Origin of the sequence: Providencia rettgeri, from assembly GCF_023205015.1 — a bacterium.
Lineage (GTDB): Bacteria > Pseudomonadota > Gammaproteobacteria > Enterobacterales > Enterobacteriaceae > Providencia > Providencia rettgeri_E.
This window is the reverse complement of the sequence record NZ_CP096259.1, coordinates 24,881-41,988: the sequence shown is the minus strand read 5'-3', so window position 1 is coordinate 41,988 and position 17,108 is coordinate 24,881. Positions and strand designations below refer to the sequence as shown.

Sequence of the window (17,108 nt, the reverse complement as noted above, 5' to 3'; positions counted from 1 at the left end):
TTGTTGGACTAATTATCCTTCACAAAAGTGTGCGGTGCCATTAAATCAGATCAGTAACCACCTGTCACATCGACTGTTTTTGTGCATTCCTTATAATCAGGTATGTGCTTTTTATCTACATAATCCTCAAATACCTGTTTTGTTTCGCATTTTGAAATAGCATCGGAATATTTTTTTTCATTTGAGAGAAAATCGTTATGAACATTAAAAACATCATCATCTTTGTTAATGTCAATTGAGGAATGACGGGATGCCCCTACTAAAGTTCGGTATGCCTCTCCCTTGGGGCTTTGTTCTGTTTTAAGTTTTTTTGATTCATGAAACCCAATTTCATTTGTTTTGCTATCATTGCCATAGACGTTTGATACATCATCTACTCCCATAGCAAGGCTGTCTTTATAATAAATACTGTTAAAATTGACTGATTCACCTTTACCAAATTGTGAAGTACCTTTCGAGTCTACATTTAGGCTTGGTAATGTTTTATAAAAATTTAAAGCCTCTTTAGCTGTGTCATGACCAGCAGTAACTCCCTCCAAATTATTTTTATCTGTCTGATATTTACCTGTGTTTTCTGGAGGTGTGGACGGAACTTCAGCAAATGAGTTAACGGGTGTTATCATCACTGAGATATAGGCTATTAGTGATAAATGAGTCACCACCGAAGAAAAATTTCTTCTCCTAAAATTTTGAATCATTTTCTTTCCTCATGGTTTTCGGATCATTACATGATAAACACCTTACATTTCTATTTTTCAGGATAAATACTTAGAAAAGGGTTCTATTTAGCATGTAATTTTTTATGAAATAAGGTATGATTTAATGGTATATAAATTAATCAGTTGAGGGGGGGCGATATGTCTTTTAATCACGGTTTCATATACAGACGACCGCGTTATTATCACTTCACCCGTTCGTGTAAGTGTCATGCGGAGAGAATGCAAAAAGCAGAACAACAAGCCGCAGAACAGCGTCAACACGATATTGATTTATATGGCTCTGCTTATGTTAGGAAGCGTGAAAGCGGCTCTGGTTTCGGTAGTTTTTTAGAAGATTATGGATTAGGTATTGCTATTGTCGTTTTTCTGGCGTTTTTTTTAATGCCAATTTGAGTAACGCAGATCATAAAGATAAGGCAAAAACACAATGTTTTTGCCTTTTTTTATGTCCGTTATCGCGGTTTAATTTGTTCTACTCTTGGCATTGGGTTACCTTTTGTAATAATTGCTTTATCTTCACCTGAACCTTCTGATTTTTCAGGTTTCTCTGGTATAGAACTAGGTGATAGATCTGTACCGATAATTATGTCCCTACGACTTCTTTGTGGAATTTGATTGCCATTACCACCTGCTAACGTGTTGTTGGTTATGTTTAATTGAGTATTCCCAGAACCCGTTCTTGCTTCAATTTGCACATTATTAAGTGCGCTGTAAAGTTGGTCACGGCTGGCATTACCGCCATTTTCATAATATGTATTTGCGAAATTTGTTGCTGCTTCATTTATTTGATTAATAGAAGTGGAATTTTTAGCAATAGCTGCGTATTGTGCTAGTCCGTCTGTAATATTGTTGGACTGTTCATACGGCATAGCCACTGTGTTTACTGGCTTCATAGAATTTAAATTTGCCGTTGTATCTGATTCTATGTTGTTTTGATCTGCACCCACGTTACTAACTGAATTGTTCAATGCATTCATGCTTGCAGCAACACTTGTGCCATCATTTGAAATCATTCGAGAGCTATTTTCTGATACAGAACTTCCATGTAATTGTTCTCTAGCCATCTTAGATTCTGAATAATGCTCAGACATTCCTAGTCCTGCACTATTTTTAGCTGAAACATCTTCTACATTAGTCTGTTGGCTGTTTAAGAACTGTTGGGCTTGAGCTGTAGTATTACCGAATTTGGTATTAACAGCCCCCTGAGTGCTGGAAATATTGCCTTGAACTTCCGATGCAGTATTTTGTGCAACATTCATGTTTCTACTTTCTTCGCCATTCATAGCACCAGTAGGGTTTGTAGCAGGACCGAACAATTCTCCAAAGTGGTTAACTAAACCGCCAGTATCGTTTGCTGCATAAATTGTCGCCGCGCTTTCTGCGTCCGATGCTCCCATAATGGAACTAAGCTGCTGTTGATATTCTTTTTTTCTGTTCTGGAATTCATCATTACTTAGATTTTCATTATTGATTTTGTCTACAACATTACTGTTTTCATTTGCTAAATTTGCTACCTGACCTGCGGTATAAGACTGTTTTGTAGATACAGAATTATTAGCAGAAACAGTCTCACTATATGATTCTTGGGCTGTTTCTGCTTGCGAGGCGGCTTGTCTGATACTTTGTGCTAGTTGTGCTGACTCTTGAGTACCACCATGTTTATCAAGTTGATCCGCAATGTGTTCAGCAAATTGAATATTATTGGATAAACTGGTTGCATCATTCGTTGCAACTGAGTCATTTGTCATTATGCCGGTTGTTTGAGCTCCAGAATTACGGTGAATATCGGAGGATTGAGCACTAACGGCAGCGCTACCGCCAATAGAAACGCCTTTACCACCAGAGCCACCAGCTCCACCAGTATCCGGTGAACCTACGCCCATACCACCTGATACGCTTGCGTCACCGGATAAAGCGGTAATTTTTGCGCTCTCATCAATAGTAGAGGATGTGTTACCAGTTGTGATCATTGAGCCATTATTGGATGAATTGCTAACTGTATTGCTCAAACCGGTATCACTATTGATTGTAGATCCGTAGTTATGAGATGTATTTATCCCCATAGAACTCAAAGAACTAACACCTTTATCAATAGCTGAAGTTAAGGTTTCTTGAGCTGTAATATTTCTACTGGAAGCAGATTGTATAGCTTGTTGTCGCGTATTTGATAAGTCCAGTTTTGGAGCAGTGCTATTCCCGCCTGTTATCGTTGATACTGCATTATGTGCTGATTGTTCAGTAACTGCTGATTGCTTGTGTAAAGCTGGAGAATCAGTAGCATCTGGAGTCATTGGTGACGTATCAGGAGCACCTGTTGTTGATAGACCTTTTGTTAATCCCGTGAAAGCATAAGAGGAACCAAACACGACAAATGCGCCCAACATCGGTACTGATGCCATCATGTGCCCTGCAATGGCGATATTTTTCTGTGTAACAAATAACAAATGGTATAAATCGGAGAAACTAGAAGCACCAGAAACCAGCACTGAGATATCAGACTGTGTTTTAGTTAACATAATAGCGTTCATGATCGCAAGTAACGGTTGCCATGTTTGAATCCACAAAAGCACCAGAACGTATTTAAGGCTCAAACCTACGCCCATTAATCCGAATGCTAAAGCGAAGGCAACAAATGGCACCAGACCGTATACAGCCGCCTGTATAAAAGACTGAAGATATTGAATCCAAATTAGAAATGACGAACCTTCAGACGCCCATTTGAATGATTGTTGAATTTGAGACTGTGATTTAGCGACCGCCGCATAGGAGTGATAGGCGTTTTCATTAGCGGTTTGAGGCATATTAACAACGAACGGGTACATTAATAACTGCGCTTGAAAATCACGTAGGTTTTTCCCTGTAGCCCCAAAAAATGTCATTGCTTCAGTCATGGTCTGGTTTGCAAATGGAAGTGAACACTGGTTCTTTGAGCCGTATGTTTTACATTTTTCACTAAACCCATTTCTTACACTGAGCACACCTTTACCGATTGAGTCAGCTTGCCCGCCAACCATAAGCCTGATACTTTTCATTGCCTCAAGACAGGACACATCATCAACTTTACCGTTTACTTCAATGGCAATAGTTCTGTTTGGGCTTGTTGCTAGTTGATCATCAAATGGCTTATTCATGATTCCCATGAAACTTTGAGCCCCTCTTGCAATATCAAATGCAAGGCATTGGTTTGTATAAACCTTTATAGCTTCCTCTAAGTGAGCACTTTTACTATCGCCACTGGACCAAATTAACGGATCTCGCATTGCATCAAACATTGATGCAAGGGTATACAATGGGTCAACGGGACCGTTTTCAGTCATGCTTGGCATTGAAAATGCCTGTTCCATTTTTCGTGTAAACTGATAACCAGTATTGCTGATAATTGATGCTGTAAAACCAACACCGAAAGGTACATTATCAACAGCCCGTACTTCGCCGGTTGTAACATCTTCAATCGTGACTCTTGTTGTAACTTGAAAGAAGCATAAAAATAGAACTACTGATACGGCAGCTTGTTGAAATGCTATGGTTCTACCACCATCAGCGGCAGATTTTATTACATATCCGATGATGGATAACAAAAAAGCGATTTTAAATGATCCTGCCAAGACACCATCGTTACTGAGCATACTAAGCCCGTTAAACACCATTGAAAGCGCCGAAGCTCCACCAGATGATGTGTATACGTGAAAATCCATTACTGATTACTCCGATTGATTATTGAGCGTTCACACCATCTGGAACGTGAATTGGTTTCGTACCAACCATGAATGTATTAAATATTTCGTTTATTCTGACTAAACCACCATGCTTAACAATGTAACCATCATGTATTTGTCGAAGGGTTACTTTTGCATCTCGTATCATTTCGCGCTGTTTTTTTATATGAGCAAAAATAGGTTCCTCATTGTTTTCTATAATTCTATCTGCACTGCTTTCAGCGGCAGTTAACATATCGTTTAAATATACGAAAGCTGCTTCATAACTAATTATTTCTGATATATTTCTGTAATAGTGCATTGCTCTAGTAGTATCTTGACCATCTATTAATTTGTAGCCATTAGTGACAGCCCCATTAACATTGAAAAACAATACTTTTTGTTTTATGTTTTCAGCAGGTTTCTCATTGCTTATATATTTTTGAAGATAGTTATATTTTTCAAATATATCTAAGAATTGAGTCTGAAGCCCATCAACCTTAATTTTCTTTGGTGCTGGAGCTATGCAGGTGTCTTTTGATGTACCACAGCCATAGATTTGAACATTTTCTTTTTCTTTTGAGCCTTTCATCAATAGTTCATAGACTTCCTCAATAGGAATGGGAGCAATTGTTTGGTGCAATATAGGAGTGGATTTGTCATTAGATTGTGTGGCTTCTTTTACAATAACCATACCAGTCAAACTCATAACTAATTCCTTTTGTTCGTCCGTAGAATTTAAAAATCCACTATTAAATCCACCTTTACTTAATAAACACCACATTACATTACCGTAGTGAGTACACGGTTTTGTTAAACCGGCTTTTTGTGCTGCCATCATTGGCGGTTGTTTACCTAACACCTCGGATTTATAGCTATTGAATGAATCCTGAATACCTTTAGATGAAAGCTGTGCAGACACTGACGTTTTCATTTCTTCGCTAATTGCACCTGCCATATCTACCATTAAGCCTTTTGATAATTGACATGAGTTGGCGGTGTATTCATTCAGCTTTTGTATGATGGATTGTAGTTTTGATAACTCCCCTCCCAGTACGGCATCCATAGCGTTAATAGCCAACTGAAATGCCAGTCCGACAGAGTTAGCCGCGATATTTCGGAGCAATTGAATAAATTCTTCCGTGTTAATGAAACTGAATGATCCAGCAAAGAAATCAATACCGGCGCATCCACCAGATGCTTTAGGTAACGTTACGTTAACGGGTGTAAGGGTTCGTAGCTGATTACGGACCACGAAGCCCCCTCCTACGTACCCCTCGCGAGTAACACTCTTATAAGAACCACCGCTGGTTGTGTTCGACATAGAGCCAAACATCTTATTTAATTGCTCGTTTACATCAGCGGATTGACTAATAGGAGTAAATCCGAAAAGAGCGGTAACAACCAAACTTAATAATGTCTTTTTCATTACGAAATTAGCCTTTTAAGGTTTTATAACTTGAGATCGTTTTTGGATATATTCAACAAATAGAATTGGGTCATTTAAAATATCGTCTGGCATATCTTTGATTATGTCGCTGTCAATATATCCATTGTGATTAAGGGGAAGTGTGCTTGTGTAATCTTGTTCAGAAATTAGTTTTGCATCTTTAGCAATCAACACAGTGCGTTCCTTCAGAGAATCACTACTGATAGCGCTAAACGAAATGATTCTGATATCTTTAGGCGGTATGGCTAATGCAATCGCCGGTACATTAGTAATTCCAAGTTTTTTGGCTTGACCGGTATCAATTTTCATATTGTTAAATTCATTTTGAGGTAGAGGGAGACCATCAACAGAAATAGGAATTACATTTATGCTGGTTTCATGACTAAATGTTTTTAAAACGAAGGCTTGCTTCTCACATAAAGGACAGTCCTTTCCTTTAAAAAAGAAAAAGATACCTGCTTTACTTGAAATGCTATTCAAGACACGTCCTCTGTTTTCGTCAGCTATTCGTGTTTGCTCCATAGCCGCAAATGAGGATGTGGATCGGCGATTGTTTTCATCAATGAACGGATCAGTAGTAGTTACCAGTCTCGCCATATCTGCATAACGACTGGCTTTGTCAAGCATGATCCGTTGCACGTAATAGTATCGCCTTACATTCTCTTTAGTCGGATTATCAATTGCATCATCTCGTAGCTTCTGAATGTTCTCCCGATACCATTTAACCGTAAATTTCGGCTCTGGTGCAGGAGCTGGCGCTGGTGTTAGTTTTGGTTCGAGTGGCTTAGGTTTTGGTGTATCTGGTTTTTGTTTAGTTGGAATGATTGGCTTTGGTTTCGCGACTTGCTTTTCATTATAGAAAAACCACCCTTCATCTTTTTTTTCCAAGTCTTGTACACTTCCACCAATTACCTGCTCAGAATCATCGTATGCTTTCTTAGGCTCTTGATTTGCCAAAGAATAACCTGTTCCTGAAATTGAAATAGCCACAATTACAGCCATAGATAAATATTTATGTTTTCTCATTGAAATTCACTTATGTTTGATGTCAGCGACCTAATAAAAATGTTTTGCATTAGGAAAACACTGTTTTTATTCAGTTTTTACATGGAAAATATTTGTATTTTATATTTGCAAAAATTATTTTTTCTTGTATTAAAGTGATAAATTTCAAGCAAAAAAAAAGCCTCCGATGAGGGAGGCTTTATAGTTGTTTTCAGTGAAGCAAATTTGGGGTAACAACGCGAAAAGTAACCTTTCACTATCGTGCTGTGACTATTAAATTCGCACACATTTGAAGTATGGATTGCTCAATTTCATTGAATTTATTGATAAATATAGTGTTTTTACCAAATATCCTCTTGAAATAGGCTTCGTTTGTCCCATCTTCGTTCAATACAAAGGTACAGACTTCTATTCCTTCGATTGTTGCTGAGTTGATGATTTCTTGAGTCTTATTATCATCATTAGGTTCTCCGTCAGTGATAATGAAAATCATCTTTTTCTTTTCCCTTGATAGAGCGATTTCGCTTATTACGGGAATCAAACTTTCAGCCAATGGAGTAGAGCCTAAACATCCTTTGTGAGTAAAAACGCCTTGAGAAATACTTGCGCGAAGCGGTGTATATCTTGGCTTCATCGTTTGTACTAGTAGTGAATTGGATTCTTCAACGTAAAAAGGAAATGCATAGCAAGCTGTTGAAACACCTGTGATATTTAACCCTTCCAATACTGCAATGACGGAAGATAATGCAGCTCGAATACGGGATGTATCAAAGTGGTATTCATGCATTGAGGAACTAGTATCAAGTAAAATAGAACAAGCACAATTTGGGCTTTGGATAACACTTTTAGTCTTAAAAATGTTAGTGTTTCCCGTTTTTACACCTGCTAATTTACTGGATTTAATTCTTGCGCCTTGCTCCTTTAACCGTGAAGTGGATGTAGTATTATCATGGACTAATTTTTCAAATGACCGGCGTAATCTACATCCTGTATTCAAACTTCTCTTAATATCAAGTGAAGTTATTGTTTGTGTGGCTTGATTAAAATTTTTCTTCCACTCTGTGTTAATAATCGCAACGTTAAAAAAATCATTAACTATTCCCTTGGAACTCATATCCTTTTTAAGTTGTTCCGTATTCGAGATTGTAGATGTTATATCTTGAATAACATTGTCATTTACACTATCGAATGAAACGTCCTTAAAAATATCGTTAAAACTCTCTGGATCTGAATCTAAGTCGTCAGTATCAGTTTCGGTTGAAACATTGACGTCATTAGGTCCATTTGAACTTTCACCCACACCAGAGCAGTCAGAGTTACCAGAACCGTCAGGGTCATTACCCTCAGAGTTACCTGAACCATCAGGGTCATTACCCTCAGAGCTACCAGAACCGTCAGGGGCATTACCCTCAGAGTTACCGGAACCATCAGGGTCATTACCCTCAGAGCTACCAGAACCGTCAGGGTCATTACCCTCAGAGTTACCGGAACCATCAGGGTCATTACCCTCAGAGTTACCAGAACCGTCAGGGGCATTACCTTCAGAGTTACCAGCATCGTCAGAGCTACCATTAGAGGGAGGTAACGTATCTTGTGGTTTGAGCTGAAGGGCTGTTGCTAGAACAATGAATAATTTTTTGGCAATCAGATTGTTATCGACAGTAGTTGTGGATAAAAGCACCATTTCTAATAATCTATCAACCTTGTCAGAAATTGCTTCGGTAAAGATTGAAATGAATTGAAGTTTTAGTTCGTTAATGTTGTTAACAACGACTCCGTTGTATTTACTTCTACCATGCAGTAAAACATAGTTTATGAAAAACGTTATTTTTTCCTCAATGGAAATGACGGAGTTAATAGGTTTTTCTGTAAAAACATGTTGTCTGACGGCATCCAAGTAATACTTGGCACCACCATAAACATGCTCCAACTTTGATTCAATCCAGATATCTTCGCAAATATTTTCTAATACACTAATATATTTATTGCCTGTTTGAGCAACAAATGAAAAATCAGTGAATTTGGCATGTCCAATTTCATGAATTAAAAAACCTAACAAAATATTACCGAAAGATGTATCAGTTGTGTAAGGAATCCCTATTTCATATTTACCACTTTCAGATACACCACAGTACGCTTCGTCAGTAGTAAACTTAATTGAAATGTCAAATTTGCCAGCTAATACATTAGCAACGATTGCTAATGAGGCTGCACTTCTTAATTGTTTCATATATATACCTATTTAAATAAAAACGCCTGAATAAATTCAGGCGTTAGTTTGGTTTCCCATATTATTAGTAGAAAAATGGAACACCCTGATTTTCATCTTCAACACTAAAGGGTGAATTTACAGGTAGATCCGAAGAAACTACTTCAGGTTCTGATTGAACATCAATTGGTGTCGGAGTTGGTGTCGTATTTTCTACAACATCTTGACTCACATTCGGCACTGTAACCGTTTGTGAGTTTTCGGCGACATTCACAATGTTTAAATCGTTTTCTGTTGGTTCAGCAACATCATCTTCATCGACTATAATTTCAATGAAATCACTATCAGTATTACCAGTTACAGGTACTGAAGTTGGTATGGCAGTTGATAAATCAATGTTGTTTGTAGTTTGTGGTAAAACAGTTAATTCCACATCTGATACATTGTTCAAATTGGTGGAGTTTATTAACTGCTTCAAAGTTTTAATGTCTGATAACGTAATAAAAAGTGTTGTTACGGCAATTGATTCGTCATTAGACAATCTCCCAACGCTTGGCAACGTTGAAATAAAGTTACTCAAATAATCACTTAAACTGCCAGCATCTGGATTTAATACAGCTAATCCTTTCAGCTTACTTGCAACTTCTCGTAACGTATTGAGTGTAGTTTGAGATATGTTTGATGCATTGTATGAGCCACGTTCCCGTAACTCAGAAATTCTATCAACAACATCAAGCAGGACAGATTCTTTAAGGCTTTGTACTTTTTCTTCTGACTCGCCTTCACCAAAGGGTGAAATATTGAAAGAAGAAAAACCAAATTGTAGCTTTTCATCTAACCGTTTGACGTCAATAACTTCGGACTCAAACAGTTTTTTTACAGTTTCATCTTCTTTATCTTGATCTGGTCAAGCTAGGCCGCACACTTTTTCCTTACACTTTCAAACTCAATTGGCGACATATCATTTAATGAAGTATGAAGCCGAACTGAGTTGTAGTATTTGATGTATTTCTCTACATCAGTTTTCATGCTTTCTCTGGTTAAATGGTAAACATTTAATAGCCATTCATTTTTCAAGCTGCCGAAAAACCTTTCAACCACAGCATTATCTAAACATGCTCCACAACCACTCATTGATGGCGTAATTCGATTGCTCCATAGCAATGATTGAAAACGCTTACTGGTGTATTGTGAGCCTCTGTCGCTATGGAAGATCAAGCCTGCTTTGGGTTGACGCAGGTTGATAGCCATTTGCATCGCTCTCATGGTTAAATCAACCGTCATGCGTTTACTCAACGCCCAGCCAATAATACGGCGAGAATGCAAATCCATCACAACAGCTAGGTACATCCAGCCTTGATGCGTTCTTAGATAGGTGATATCACCCGCCCACGCCTGATTTGCTCTGGCTGGATTGAATTGGCGCTTCAATAAGTTATCAGCAACCGCATGGCTATGTTTGCGCATAGTCGTCACTTTATAAGCCACTCGCTGTTTAACGACTAAACCGAGCTTTTTCATCAAGCTCTTAACCCGACAAATACCAATTTTAAAGCCTTCTTTGCGTAGCAACTTCATTAAGGTTCTGGCACCAGCACTACTGCGGCTATCATCAAATAACCTCTTCATGCGACGATAAAGCATTAACTCTTCAACACTAATAATCTTGGCTGGTCGCCTCAGCCATGCGTAATAGGCTGACCGACTCACTTCTAGAACCTCGCACAAAACGCTAATTGGAAAGCGCCATTGCTGCTCTTTAATATATTCGAACTTTATTTCATTTCTTTCGCAAAGAAGGCACTCGCCTTTTTTAAGATCTCACGCTCCATCTGTAAGCGTTTATTCTCTTTTCTGAGCTTAACCAGTTCAGCTCTCTCATCTTTGCTTAATGCTTCGCCTGAAGTTTGCTTGGCTAGTTTGTCTTTCCAGTTGTAAAGCAGCTTAGTTGTTATGCCTAATGATTTGGCTGCTTCAGTAACACTGTAACCTTGTTCAGTGACTAGCTTTACAGCTTCTTCTCTGAACTCATCAGTATATTTTCTAGGTTTTCTTCGTTGGGTCATTTTCACACCTTTGTTGTTGGACTAATTATCCTTCACAAAAGTGTGCGGTGCCATTAAATCAGATCATCTAACCATGAAAGAAAATCAGTTGATATAGCGGATAAAAACTCATTTTTGAATATATAGAATTGGTCCTTTAAATCATTTAGCTGCTGCCTTACGTGACTTGCAAGTGAAGTCGGCACTGCATACCCGTTCAAGAATGGAACACCATATTTTGAACAGATTGCATCAGCACCAGTACGAAAGGTACGCATTTTGTTGATTTTTGCAGGGTCAATAACCTTTTTGGTTCCGAGGCTGGCTATTGTTTCGGGAGGCAGAACTATATCTCCAGTGTTAATAACCTTAATATCTTTACCTTTAAGTGTTTTTCTTCCAGTAGTTAAACGGATACCTTCCAGAGAAAAAATTACTACATTTTCAAGAATGTTTGGGCTCATAAATTCACCTACATATTTATATATTTAAAAAAGGCAAATAGATAAATCTATTTACCTTGTCGATTTATTAATAATTAAAATTAAAAATAAGATTTGAATTAAGATTTAAAATAAACATTAAACATATCGTTCAATGCTATTTTTTCATCTTCAGGAGCTCTGTTAGAGATATGTAATTGCCATGCATCTAACAGAATATCTACCGGTGGTTGTTTAGAACGAAGCATAAAATCGAAACGGCGAACAACATTCACAAGGCTTCTAGTTGAAATAGCGGTACTACTGAAGCTAGTGACTGTCGCAGATGTACTTTTACGTACATCGTTAGCCAGCTTTATCAGCCCATCCGTCAGTAACTGATGTGATTCAGGATCAGACAAAAATGAAGCAAGTAGCTTACGTTCTTCTTTTTCGGGCATATAGTCAGCCTCAACAAACATAAATCTATCGAGGTTGGCTATATTCTGTGGTTTTACACCACTGTAATTTCCTGTCATATCACCGGTCCCATTACTGTTTGCAGTTACTGCAAATCTAAAGTTTTCATGGTGATGAATGCATTCATTTGTTTCAGGAATGACAAGAGAACCCATCTCTAAGATCCCGTTGAGGGAGTTAGCTACGGAAGGTTCTAATTGGTCATACTCATCAATCAGAAAAACCAACCCATGCTTATACGCGATGGTTAGCGGTCCTTCATGAAAGACGGTTTCTTGATCACCCGTTAATTTATCGACCTTTAGGCGAAAACTACCGAGTAAGCTACTCATATCAAGATCAGGACTGGCTGTTACTTTCATCAATCCCCAATTCATACGAGCAGCAATTTGCTCAACTATTGAAGATTTTCCACAGCCAGTAGGTCCAGAAATCCAGAGTGATGTATCTAATGGGTTATCAAACCACATTAATACATGCTTTCTGAGTGAAGGTTCAAACACATACTTCTCATTAAATTTCGGGATATACTCTGAAAATTGATGGTCATTAGAAAATCCCTTGATACTATATTTGCCCTTTAAATTCTCAGGCAGAATAATACCTAAAGATTCCATATCGACCGGAGTGTTACGTTTAATATCAAAACTGTTATTTACAGCGTTCATATATTTACCTATTTAAATAATAAACATTCAAATTAATTTGAGGTTTAAGTTTGTTAAATTGAACAATTAACAACACCGCAATGACGTTGACTTTTTAATATCTCGCCATTCACAAATGTTGTTACTTGTTTTACGTTAGTCATGTAAGTTTCAATATCAAAATCTCTCATGCTTTTAGTAATAAAAGGAATGAGAAATGATTTTCCACCAATAAGACATTTATTTGTTTTGTATTTAACACTTAGGAAATCAGCAAACAAAGCAATGTTATTTGCTTGGTTTAATAAATCATTTCTTTCAGTGTTTGTGACACGTAATAACATACGAAGTTTTTCATTTTCATCTTGAGTTAAATCAATAACGCCAAAACTTTTCTGTTCATCGGATGCAGCATAAGTTGTCATATTAATGATATTATTCATTGATAGTCCTTAACGCCTGAATTAAAACTCAGGGTTATTATAAATAATTATATATATCTATTATTGAATCACCTTTCTGACGGTTTTCATTGTCATAATGATTATCAGAAGGTGATATTGAATTGGAAGAATGATATTCATAACTTGTTATTGATGTTTTAATTGACGACTCACCATAACAATCAGGATGATCTTCTTCATTGATACCTAATTTCTCTCTTAGCTTCTTCCAAGAAAACCGTGGAGCGCTGTGAGATTCTAAATATCGAATACCAAAGCCTTCAAGCCTCAAGGGAGCATTAGGTTGTAACTTTAATACAGATGAGAAAACCTTTATTTCATTTCTTATCTGTTCATCAAATGATGCTACTTTTTCTTTAGCTTCATTCAATTGTTTTTGTGCTAATTGAAATGCAGATTGTAATTCAACTAACTTTTTTGTGCGTGATATTAAATCTTCAGGGTTAATATTACGTTCTTTTAGTACATCATCACTATTTAAATAAATTATATCCTTATTTACATCAAACTCAGGAGGCGTTTTGTTATTAACGCAATTCCAGAATCTTTTAGTGATGGTAACAACCTTATTTATTATTTTGTCATTAATTTTTAATTTAAAGACAAGAGGTGTTTCTTTAGCAGACCAGAATACCAAGTACCCATATGTGCTGCCAGTAACTACCATTTGATGATAAACCTGCCATTTGTAATAGTTGAAAATTGAAGATTTTGCTTTTTCTTCTAATAACAAACGGTGGTTTTTTGGGGATATATTTTTGAACTCTACAACATCATTATTTTCAATAAGTCCATCAAGTGAGGCTATCATGTGCGGATATTTCCTACTTCGTACACAACAAGGACTACTGATTTCCCCATACTGATTTTCAAACCAGTGTCGGGCGAACTGTTCGGATAGCTTCCCTACTTCAACTTGCCGTATACATGACAAATCCTTTGGCGGAATAGCTCCGATCCATTCTAAATATAAGCTGTAAGGAGTATTGCTGAACTCATTTTTAACGTCGGGATTAAGAGTGGGGGTACACGTAGCTGTTACACCCGTTTTTCTCCAGCTTAACCATTTATCAGAACCTTGAATGAGATCATATATATCGAAATTATTCATATTAATATCCAAAACCCGTAGATAAACTACGGGTCCGGTTGATATCTATTAATTCTGCTCAATAGTACGCAAAATATAATCAGATAACGGTTTAAATTCGATAATAGACAACTTATTTATAAGTGGTGCCATATCGCTTTGTTTTTTACAATCAGAGAATAACTGTCGGCAACAAGCTAAATCAGATTTAACTTGCTCAAGTGTTTTTATAAATGCTACTTGATCTGAGCCTGAAACAGTTGAAATGAAATTATCAACATCTTTAAAATCATTATTCTGGATTGCATTAGATAGTATTTTATTAAATACATTCTTTCTTTCTGCTATTAATTCTTCCTTTGCATATTCAATTTCTGTAGGATTAAACTCAAAGTTATTTGAGATTTCATCAAGCATACTTTCAAATGCATTGGTCTTGCTGCACCGTTCAACTAGCTTGTCAATCCGCCGTTTCACTCCATTACGAATGACATCAACTACAATAGCCTCAGACACGTTTTTAGACGAGTCTGTTACTACTGCTGAGTCTTGGTCAGTAAATGCGTGTACAGCTTCATAACTAGTTGTTTCGAGCGAAACAGGACGATTTTGAGTAAAACCCTCACCCCCATCTGTATTCAGATAATCAATTGTTCGCATGATTGCCTGATTAGCGTTAGGAAGTAAGTGTATACAGGATTTGATAGCAGTTTTTCTGATCATCTGTGTAGTAAACAACGACCACGGAGATTTATCAGGACTATACAGCCAACTTGCAGATTTTAAACGGGCACTTGCAATATCACGTCTGGTTATGAAGTAAATCAAGTGAGTATCGTCATGCAGAAGGTAGTCAACATATACCCCCCTGAAATTACCTCTTTCACCGATTGAGCCTTTGTCGAATTGGTCTATAAGAATATTTCCAACATCTGCAAAAGGGTCATAGTGATGTGTTGGTGGTGTCCGTCTGCCATTGAACTCAAACTTATCTTTTTCAAAAACTAAATCTATAATTAAGTTTTTACACATTTGAGCTTCAATAGCCATTTTTATTAACCCCAAATACGAGACATCAAGAATAACACGCTCATCTCTGGGTACTAAGTATGCTAATTTTTGAGCAGGGTCTAACGTTAGTGACGTTGTTGCAAGCTGTAAAAATGCAGTTTTAAAACTAGCGGGATTATTAATAGCAATCGCCATTAGTTTTTTGTTGTTATCAATCTGATTCTTAGCAAAAATTGCTTCATTAAAATACGATGCTTCACTAAGGGAGTTCTCAGTAAATTTCGGTTTTAAACTTGCAATTATGTTAGAAACAGCTTTGCTACCTTGAACTATATTCGATGATGACATATATAAGATACCTATTTAAGAAACAAAAAAACCGCATATAGCGGCTATTGTTTGAATTGGAATTGATGAATATTAGTTCAAATAGATTTTTTACTATCTAATGAACTTAATAATTGGCTTTTTAACAATAGCTGATTATTATCATATTTATTTTCTTCCAATTTTTTATTTGATTCATCAAGCGAATTTCTGGATTTATTAAAGTTTAATATATCCGTTAACTCTCTGATGCGTTCTAAACTTCTAACGCGCTGTTGTCTTGCTTCTTCATCTATTTCAACCTCTGATTTCGTTTGATAAGTATTAACGCCATTGATTGATAATATAAATGGAAGAATATAGAATCTTTCTTTAACAATATTGTTAATTACAGATTCTTTTAATTTAACCTCACCCTTTGCAAATATCGTATCATTGCTTTTTGCATTTGATAATATCTCTGCAAGTTTGGTGTCCTTACAAACTATATGAAAGTAAGCACTTTGATCTTCAAGCATGACATCATAAACTATTTTGTCTTTTACTTGAGTCGAGCGAATAATATTTATTTTACCTGAGAATGATAATTCACACATATTTTCACCTATTTATTTAATAAGAGACACATAATTAAAACTATGAGCTCAGAGTTTTTGAATAAAGTATATTCAATGATTGATTATATTTTATTAGGGCGTAGAAAAGCCTTGACTGTTAAGCGTGATGCTAAACAGTTGTGATTAACCAGAAAGATCTCCGTTTGGGAGCTGCCAGTTTCTCACTACCGAGTCGGTTTCCTGACTCATCAATTATACGGGCATATTCAACAACTTCTTCACGCTCTTTTTTGAGAGTGATGAAATCACCTTTCTGCACCGTTGAGTTAGCAATTGCATCTGCCAGACCTAAACCCCAAATGATATCTTCATCAATACGAACGTAATAGGACCGTCTGTTTTGAGGTTTGAACTGGTAATGCGCTACTCCGAAATCACGTAAAATACCGTGGTATTCTTTGTGAGAACCCTTTCGACAGTCGTTAGAAGATGAAAGCTGTGCTTCGTTTCTATCCAATCTATCGCTATTTGAGGCGCAAATTTCCGGATAATTATTGCTTGAGTCGTCTTTTTGCTCACAATCGTGTGCAATCATTAACTCGTGTGAAGTTGGAACTTCAGCGTTTGGATATAGGTTCACATCATCGGCATTGCGAAAATGTGCCTTTCGTCTATTTAGCTGATCTCTATTGCGTTTATTCAGATACAAAATCATGAAGATAGTTGTACTGATAGCAATCGAAACCAGATTTTTAGTGCTAAAACTTTCTACGTTTGGTAGTGATCCATCCCACAAAAACACAAGCGCAAACATTATTGAAGCGTATGCAACCGTGAATTTATAGTTCAGGCAGGCGTGAACAAGCACACCAATCACTAGTATTGATATGATTAACATATAATTTACCTTCGTAAACTTGGGTATTATTGGAGAGTTTAAAACCGTTAGTAGTCAAAACTACTTCGGGGGAGCGAGGGATTATTGAA

15 protein-coding genes are annotated in these 17,108 nt (G+C 36.9%); 1 reads left to right on the top strand and 14 read right to left on the bottom strand.

All coding sequences use genetic code 11. The annotated features are described in order from the left end of the window. Positions 1 to 50: 50 nt before the first annotated feature. Positions 51 to 698 (bottom strand): hypothetical protein, encoded by a 648-nt coding sequence (locus M0M83_RS20905; protein WP_248468507.1) that lies wholly within the window; start codon positions 696 to 698, stop codon positions 51 to 53. Positions 699 to 938: 240 nt separating this feature from the next. On the opposite strand from M0M83_RS20905, the gene M0M83_RS21940 reads away from it, so the two are divergent. Continuing rightward, the gene (locus M0M83_RS21940) at positions 939 to 1,112 is read left to right on the top strand and encodes a hypothetical protein (protein WP_155405756.1); all 174 of its coding nucleotides are present in this window, start codon (positions 939 to 941) and stop codon (positions 1,110 to 1,112) included. Positions 1,113 to 1,171: 59 nt separating this feature from the next. Here the strand turns inward: M0M83_RS21940 and M0M83_RS20895 are convergent, their stop codons facing one another. From M0M83_RS20895 to M0M83_RS20835, 13 genes are all read right to left on the bottom strand, one after another. Then, positions 1,172 to 4,414 (bottom strand): conjugal transfer protein TraG N-terminal domain-containing protein, encoded by a 3,243-nt coding sequence (locus M0M83_RS20895; RefSeq protein WP_048609142.1) that lies wholly within the window; start codon positions 4,412 to 4,414, stop codon positions 1,172 to 1,174. A 19-nt stretch (positions 4,415 to 4,433) separates the two neighbouring features. Beyond that, a complete protein-coding gene (locus tag M0M83_RS20890) occupies positions 4,434 to 5,843 on the bottom strand; it encodes a conjugal transfer protein TraH (RefSeq protein WP_071547980.1) in 1,410 nt (469 codons plus the stop codon). 15 nt (positions 5,844 to 5,858) lie between these two features. After that, positions 5,859 to 6,890, bottom strand: coding sequence for a conjugal transfer protein TraF (gene traF, locus M0M83_RS20885; protein WP_048607580.1), 1,032 nt, complete (start codon positions 6,888 to 6,890; stop codon positions 5,859 to 5,861). A gap of 235 nt (positions 6,891 to 7,125) precedes the next feature. Continuing rightward, a complete protein-coding gene (locus M0M83_RS20880) occupies positions 7,126 to 9,099 on the bottom strand; it encodes a VWA domain-containing protein (protein ID WP_248468506.1) in 1,974 nt (657 codons plus the stop codon). Positions 9,100 to 9,163: 64 nt separating this feature from the next. Then, complete coding sequence (locus M0M83_RS21605; RefSeq protein ID WP_336432239.1) at positions 9,164 to 9,949, bottom strand: DUF3150 domain-containing protein; 786 nt, start codon at positions 9,947 to 9,949, stop codon at positions 9,164 to 9,166. Positions 9,950 to 9,990: 41 nt separating this feature from the next. Continuing rightward, a protein-coding gene (locus M0M83_RS20870) for an IS3 family transposase (RefSeq protein WP_102140835.1) occupies positions 9,991 to 11,144 on the bottom strand; the annotation gives its coding sequence in 2 pieces (ribosomal slippage) (positions 9,991 to 10,898 and positions 10,898 to 11,144; 1,155 coding nt in all). A 53-nt stretch (positions 11,145 to 11,197) separates the two neighbouring features. Next, a complete protein-coding gene (locus M0M83_RS20865) occupies positions 11,198 to 11,587 on the bottom strand; it encodes a DUF3150 domain-containing protein (protein ID WP_248468504.1) in 390 nt (129 codons plus the stop codon). 98 nt (positions 11,588 to 11,685) lie between these two features. Then, positions 11,686 to 12,693 carry an AAA family ATPase gene (locus tag M0M83_RS20860; protein WP_048607586.1) on the bottom strand — a complete coding sequence of 336 codons (1,008 nt, stop codon included), beginning with the start codon at positions 12,691 to 12,693 and terminating at the stop codon, positions 11,686 to 11,688. A 53-nt stretch (positions 12,694 to 12,746) separates the two neighbouring features. After that, positions 12,747 to 13,115 (bottom strand): hypothetical protein, encoded by a 369-nt coding sequence (locus tag M0M83_RS20855; RefSeq protein WP_048607587.1) that lies wholly within the window; start codon positions 13,113 to 13,115, stop codon positions 12,747 to 12,749. A 37-nt stretch (positions 13,116 to 13,152) separates the two neighbouring features. Next, positions 13,153 to 14,247: a lambda-exonuclease family protein gene (locus M0M83_RS20850; protein ID WP_071547982.1), complete on the bottom strand. Its 1,095-nt coding sequence runs from the start codon at positions 14,245 to 14,247 to the stop codon at positions 13,153 to 13,155. Between the two features lie 48 nt (positions 14,248 to 14,295). Continuing rightward, positions 14,296 to 15,585 carry a recombinase RecT gene (locus M0M83_RS20845; RefSeq protein WP_048607589.1) on the bottom strand — a complete coding sequence of 430 codons (1,290 nt, stop codon included), beginning with the start codon at positions 15,583 to 15,585 and terminating at the stop codon, positions 14,296 to 14,298. Between the two features lie 77 nt (positions 15,586 to 15,662). Next, positions 15,663 to 16,160 carry a hypothetical protein gene (locus M0M83_RS20840; protein ID WP_048607590.1) on the bottom strand — a complete coding sequence of 166 codons (498 nt, stop codon included), beginning with the start codon at positions 16,158 to 16,160 and terminating at the stop codon, positions 15,663 to 15,665. A 130-nt stretch (positions 16,161 to 16,290) separates the two neighbouring features. After that, positions 16,291 to 17,019 (bottom strand): hypothetical protein, encoded by a 729-nt coding sequence (locus tag M0M83_RS20835; protein ID WP_048607591.1) that lies wholly within the window; start codon positions 17,017 to 17,019, stop codon positions 16,291 to 16,293. Positions 17,020 to 17,108 lie beyond the last annotated feature (89 nt).

Excerpts from the sequence above, each read along its gene's own strand:
- M0M83_RS20860 (WP_048607586.1), bottom strand. The coding sequence starts at position 12,693 with ATGAACGCTGTAAATAACAGTTTTGATATTAAACGTAACACTCCGGTC.
- M0M83_RS20850 (WP_071547982.1), bottom strand. The coding sequence starts at position 14,247 with ATGAATAATTTCGATATATATGATCTCATTCAAGGTTCTGATAAATGG.
- traF (WP_048607580.1), bottom strand. The coding sequence starts at position 6,890 with ATGAGAAAACATAAATATTTATCTATGGCTGTAATTGTGGCTATTTCA.
- M0M83_RS20845 (WP_048607589.1), bottom strand. The coding sequence starts at position 15,585 with ATGTCATCATCGAATATAGTTCAAGGTAGCAAAGCTGTTTCTAACATA.
- M0M83_RS20840 (WP_048607590.1), bottom strand. The coding sequence starts at position 16,160 with ATGTGTGAATTATCATTCTCAGGTAAAATAAATATTATTCGCTCGACT.
- M0M83_RS20890 (WP_071547980.1), bottom strand. The coding sequence starts at position 5,843 with ATGAAAAAGACATTATTAAGTTTGGTTGTTACCGCTCTTTTCGGATTT.
- M0M83_RS20835 (WP_048607591.1), bottom strand. The coding sequence starts at position 17,019 with ATGTTAATCATATCAATACTAGTGATTGGTGTGCTTGTTCACGCCTGC.
- M0M83_RS20905 (WP_248468507.1), bottom strand. The coding sequence starts at position 698 with ATGATTCAAAATTTTAGGAGAAGAAATTTTTCTTCGGTGGTGACTCAT.
- M0M83_RS20865 (WP_248468504.1), bottom strand. The coding sequence starts at position 11,587 with ATGAGCCCAAACATTCTTGAAAATGTAGTAATTTTTTCTCTGGAAGGT.
- M0M83_RS21940 (WP_155405756.1), top strand. The coding sequence starts at position 939 with ATGCAAAAAGCAGAACAACAAGCCGCAGAACAGCGTCAACACGATATT.
- M0M83_RS20855 (WP_048607587.1), bottom strand. The coding sequence starts at position 13,115 with ATGAATAATATCATTAATATGACAACTTATGCTGCATCCGATGAACAG.
- M0M83_RS20895 (WP_048609142.1), bottom strand. The coding sequence starts at position 4,414 with ATGGATTTTCACGTATACACATCATCTGGTGGAGCTTCGGCGCTTTCA.
- M0M83_RS20880 (WP_248468506.1), bottom strand. The coding sequence starts at position 9,099 with ATGAAACAATTAAGAAGTGCAGCCTCATTAGCAATCGTTGCTAATGTA.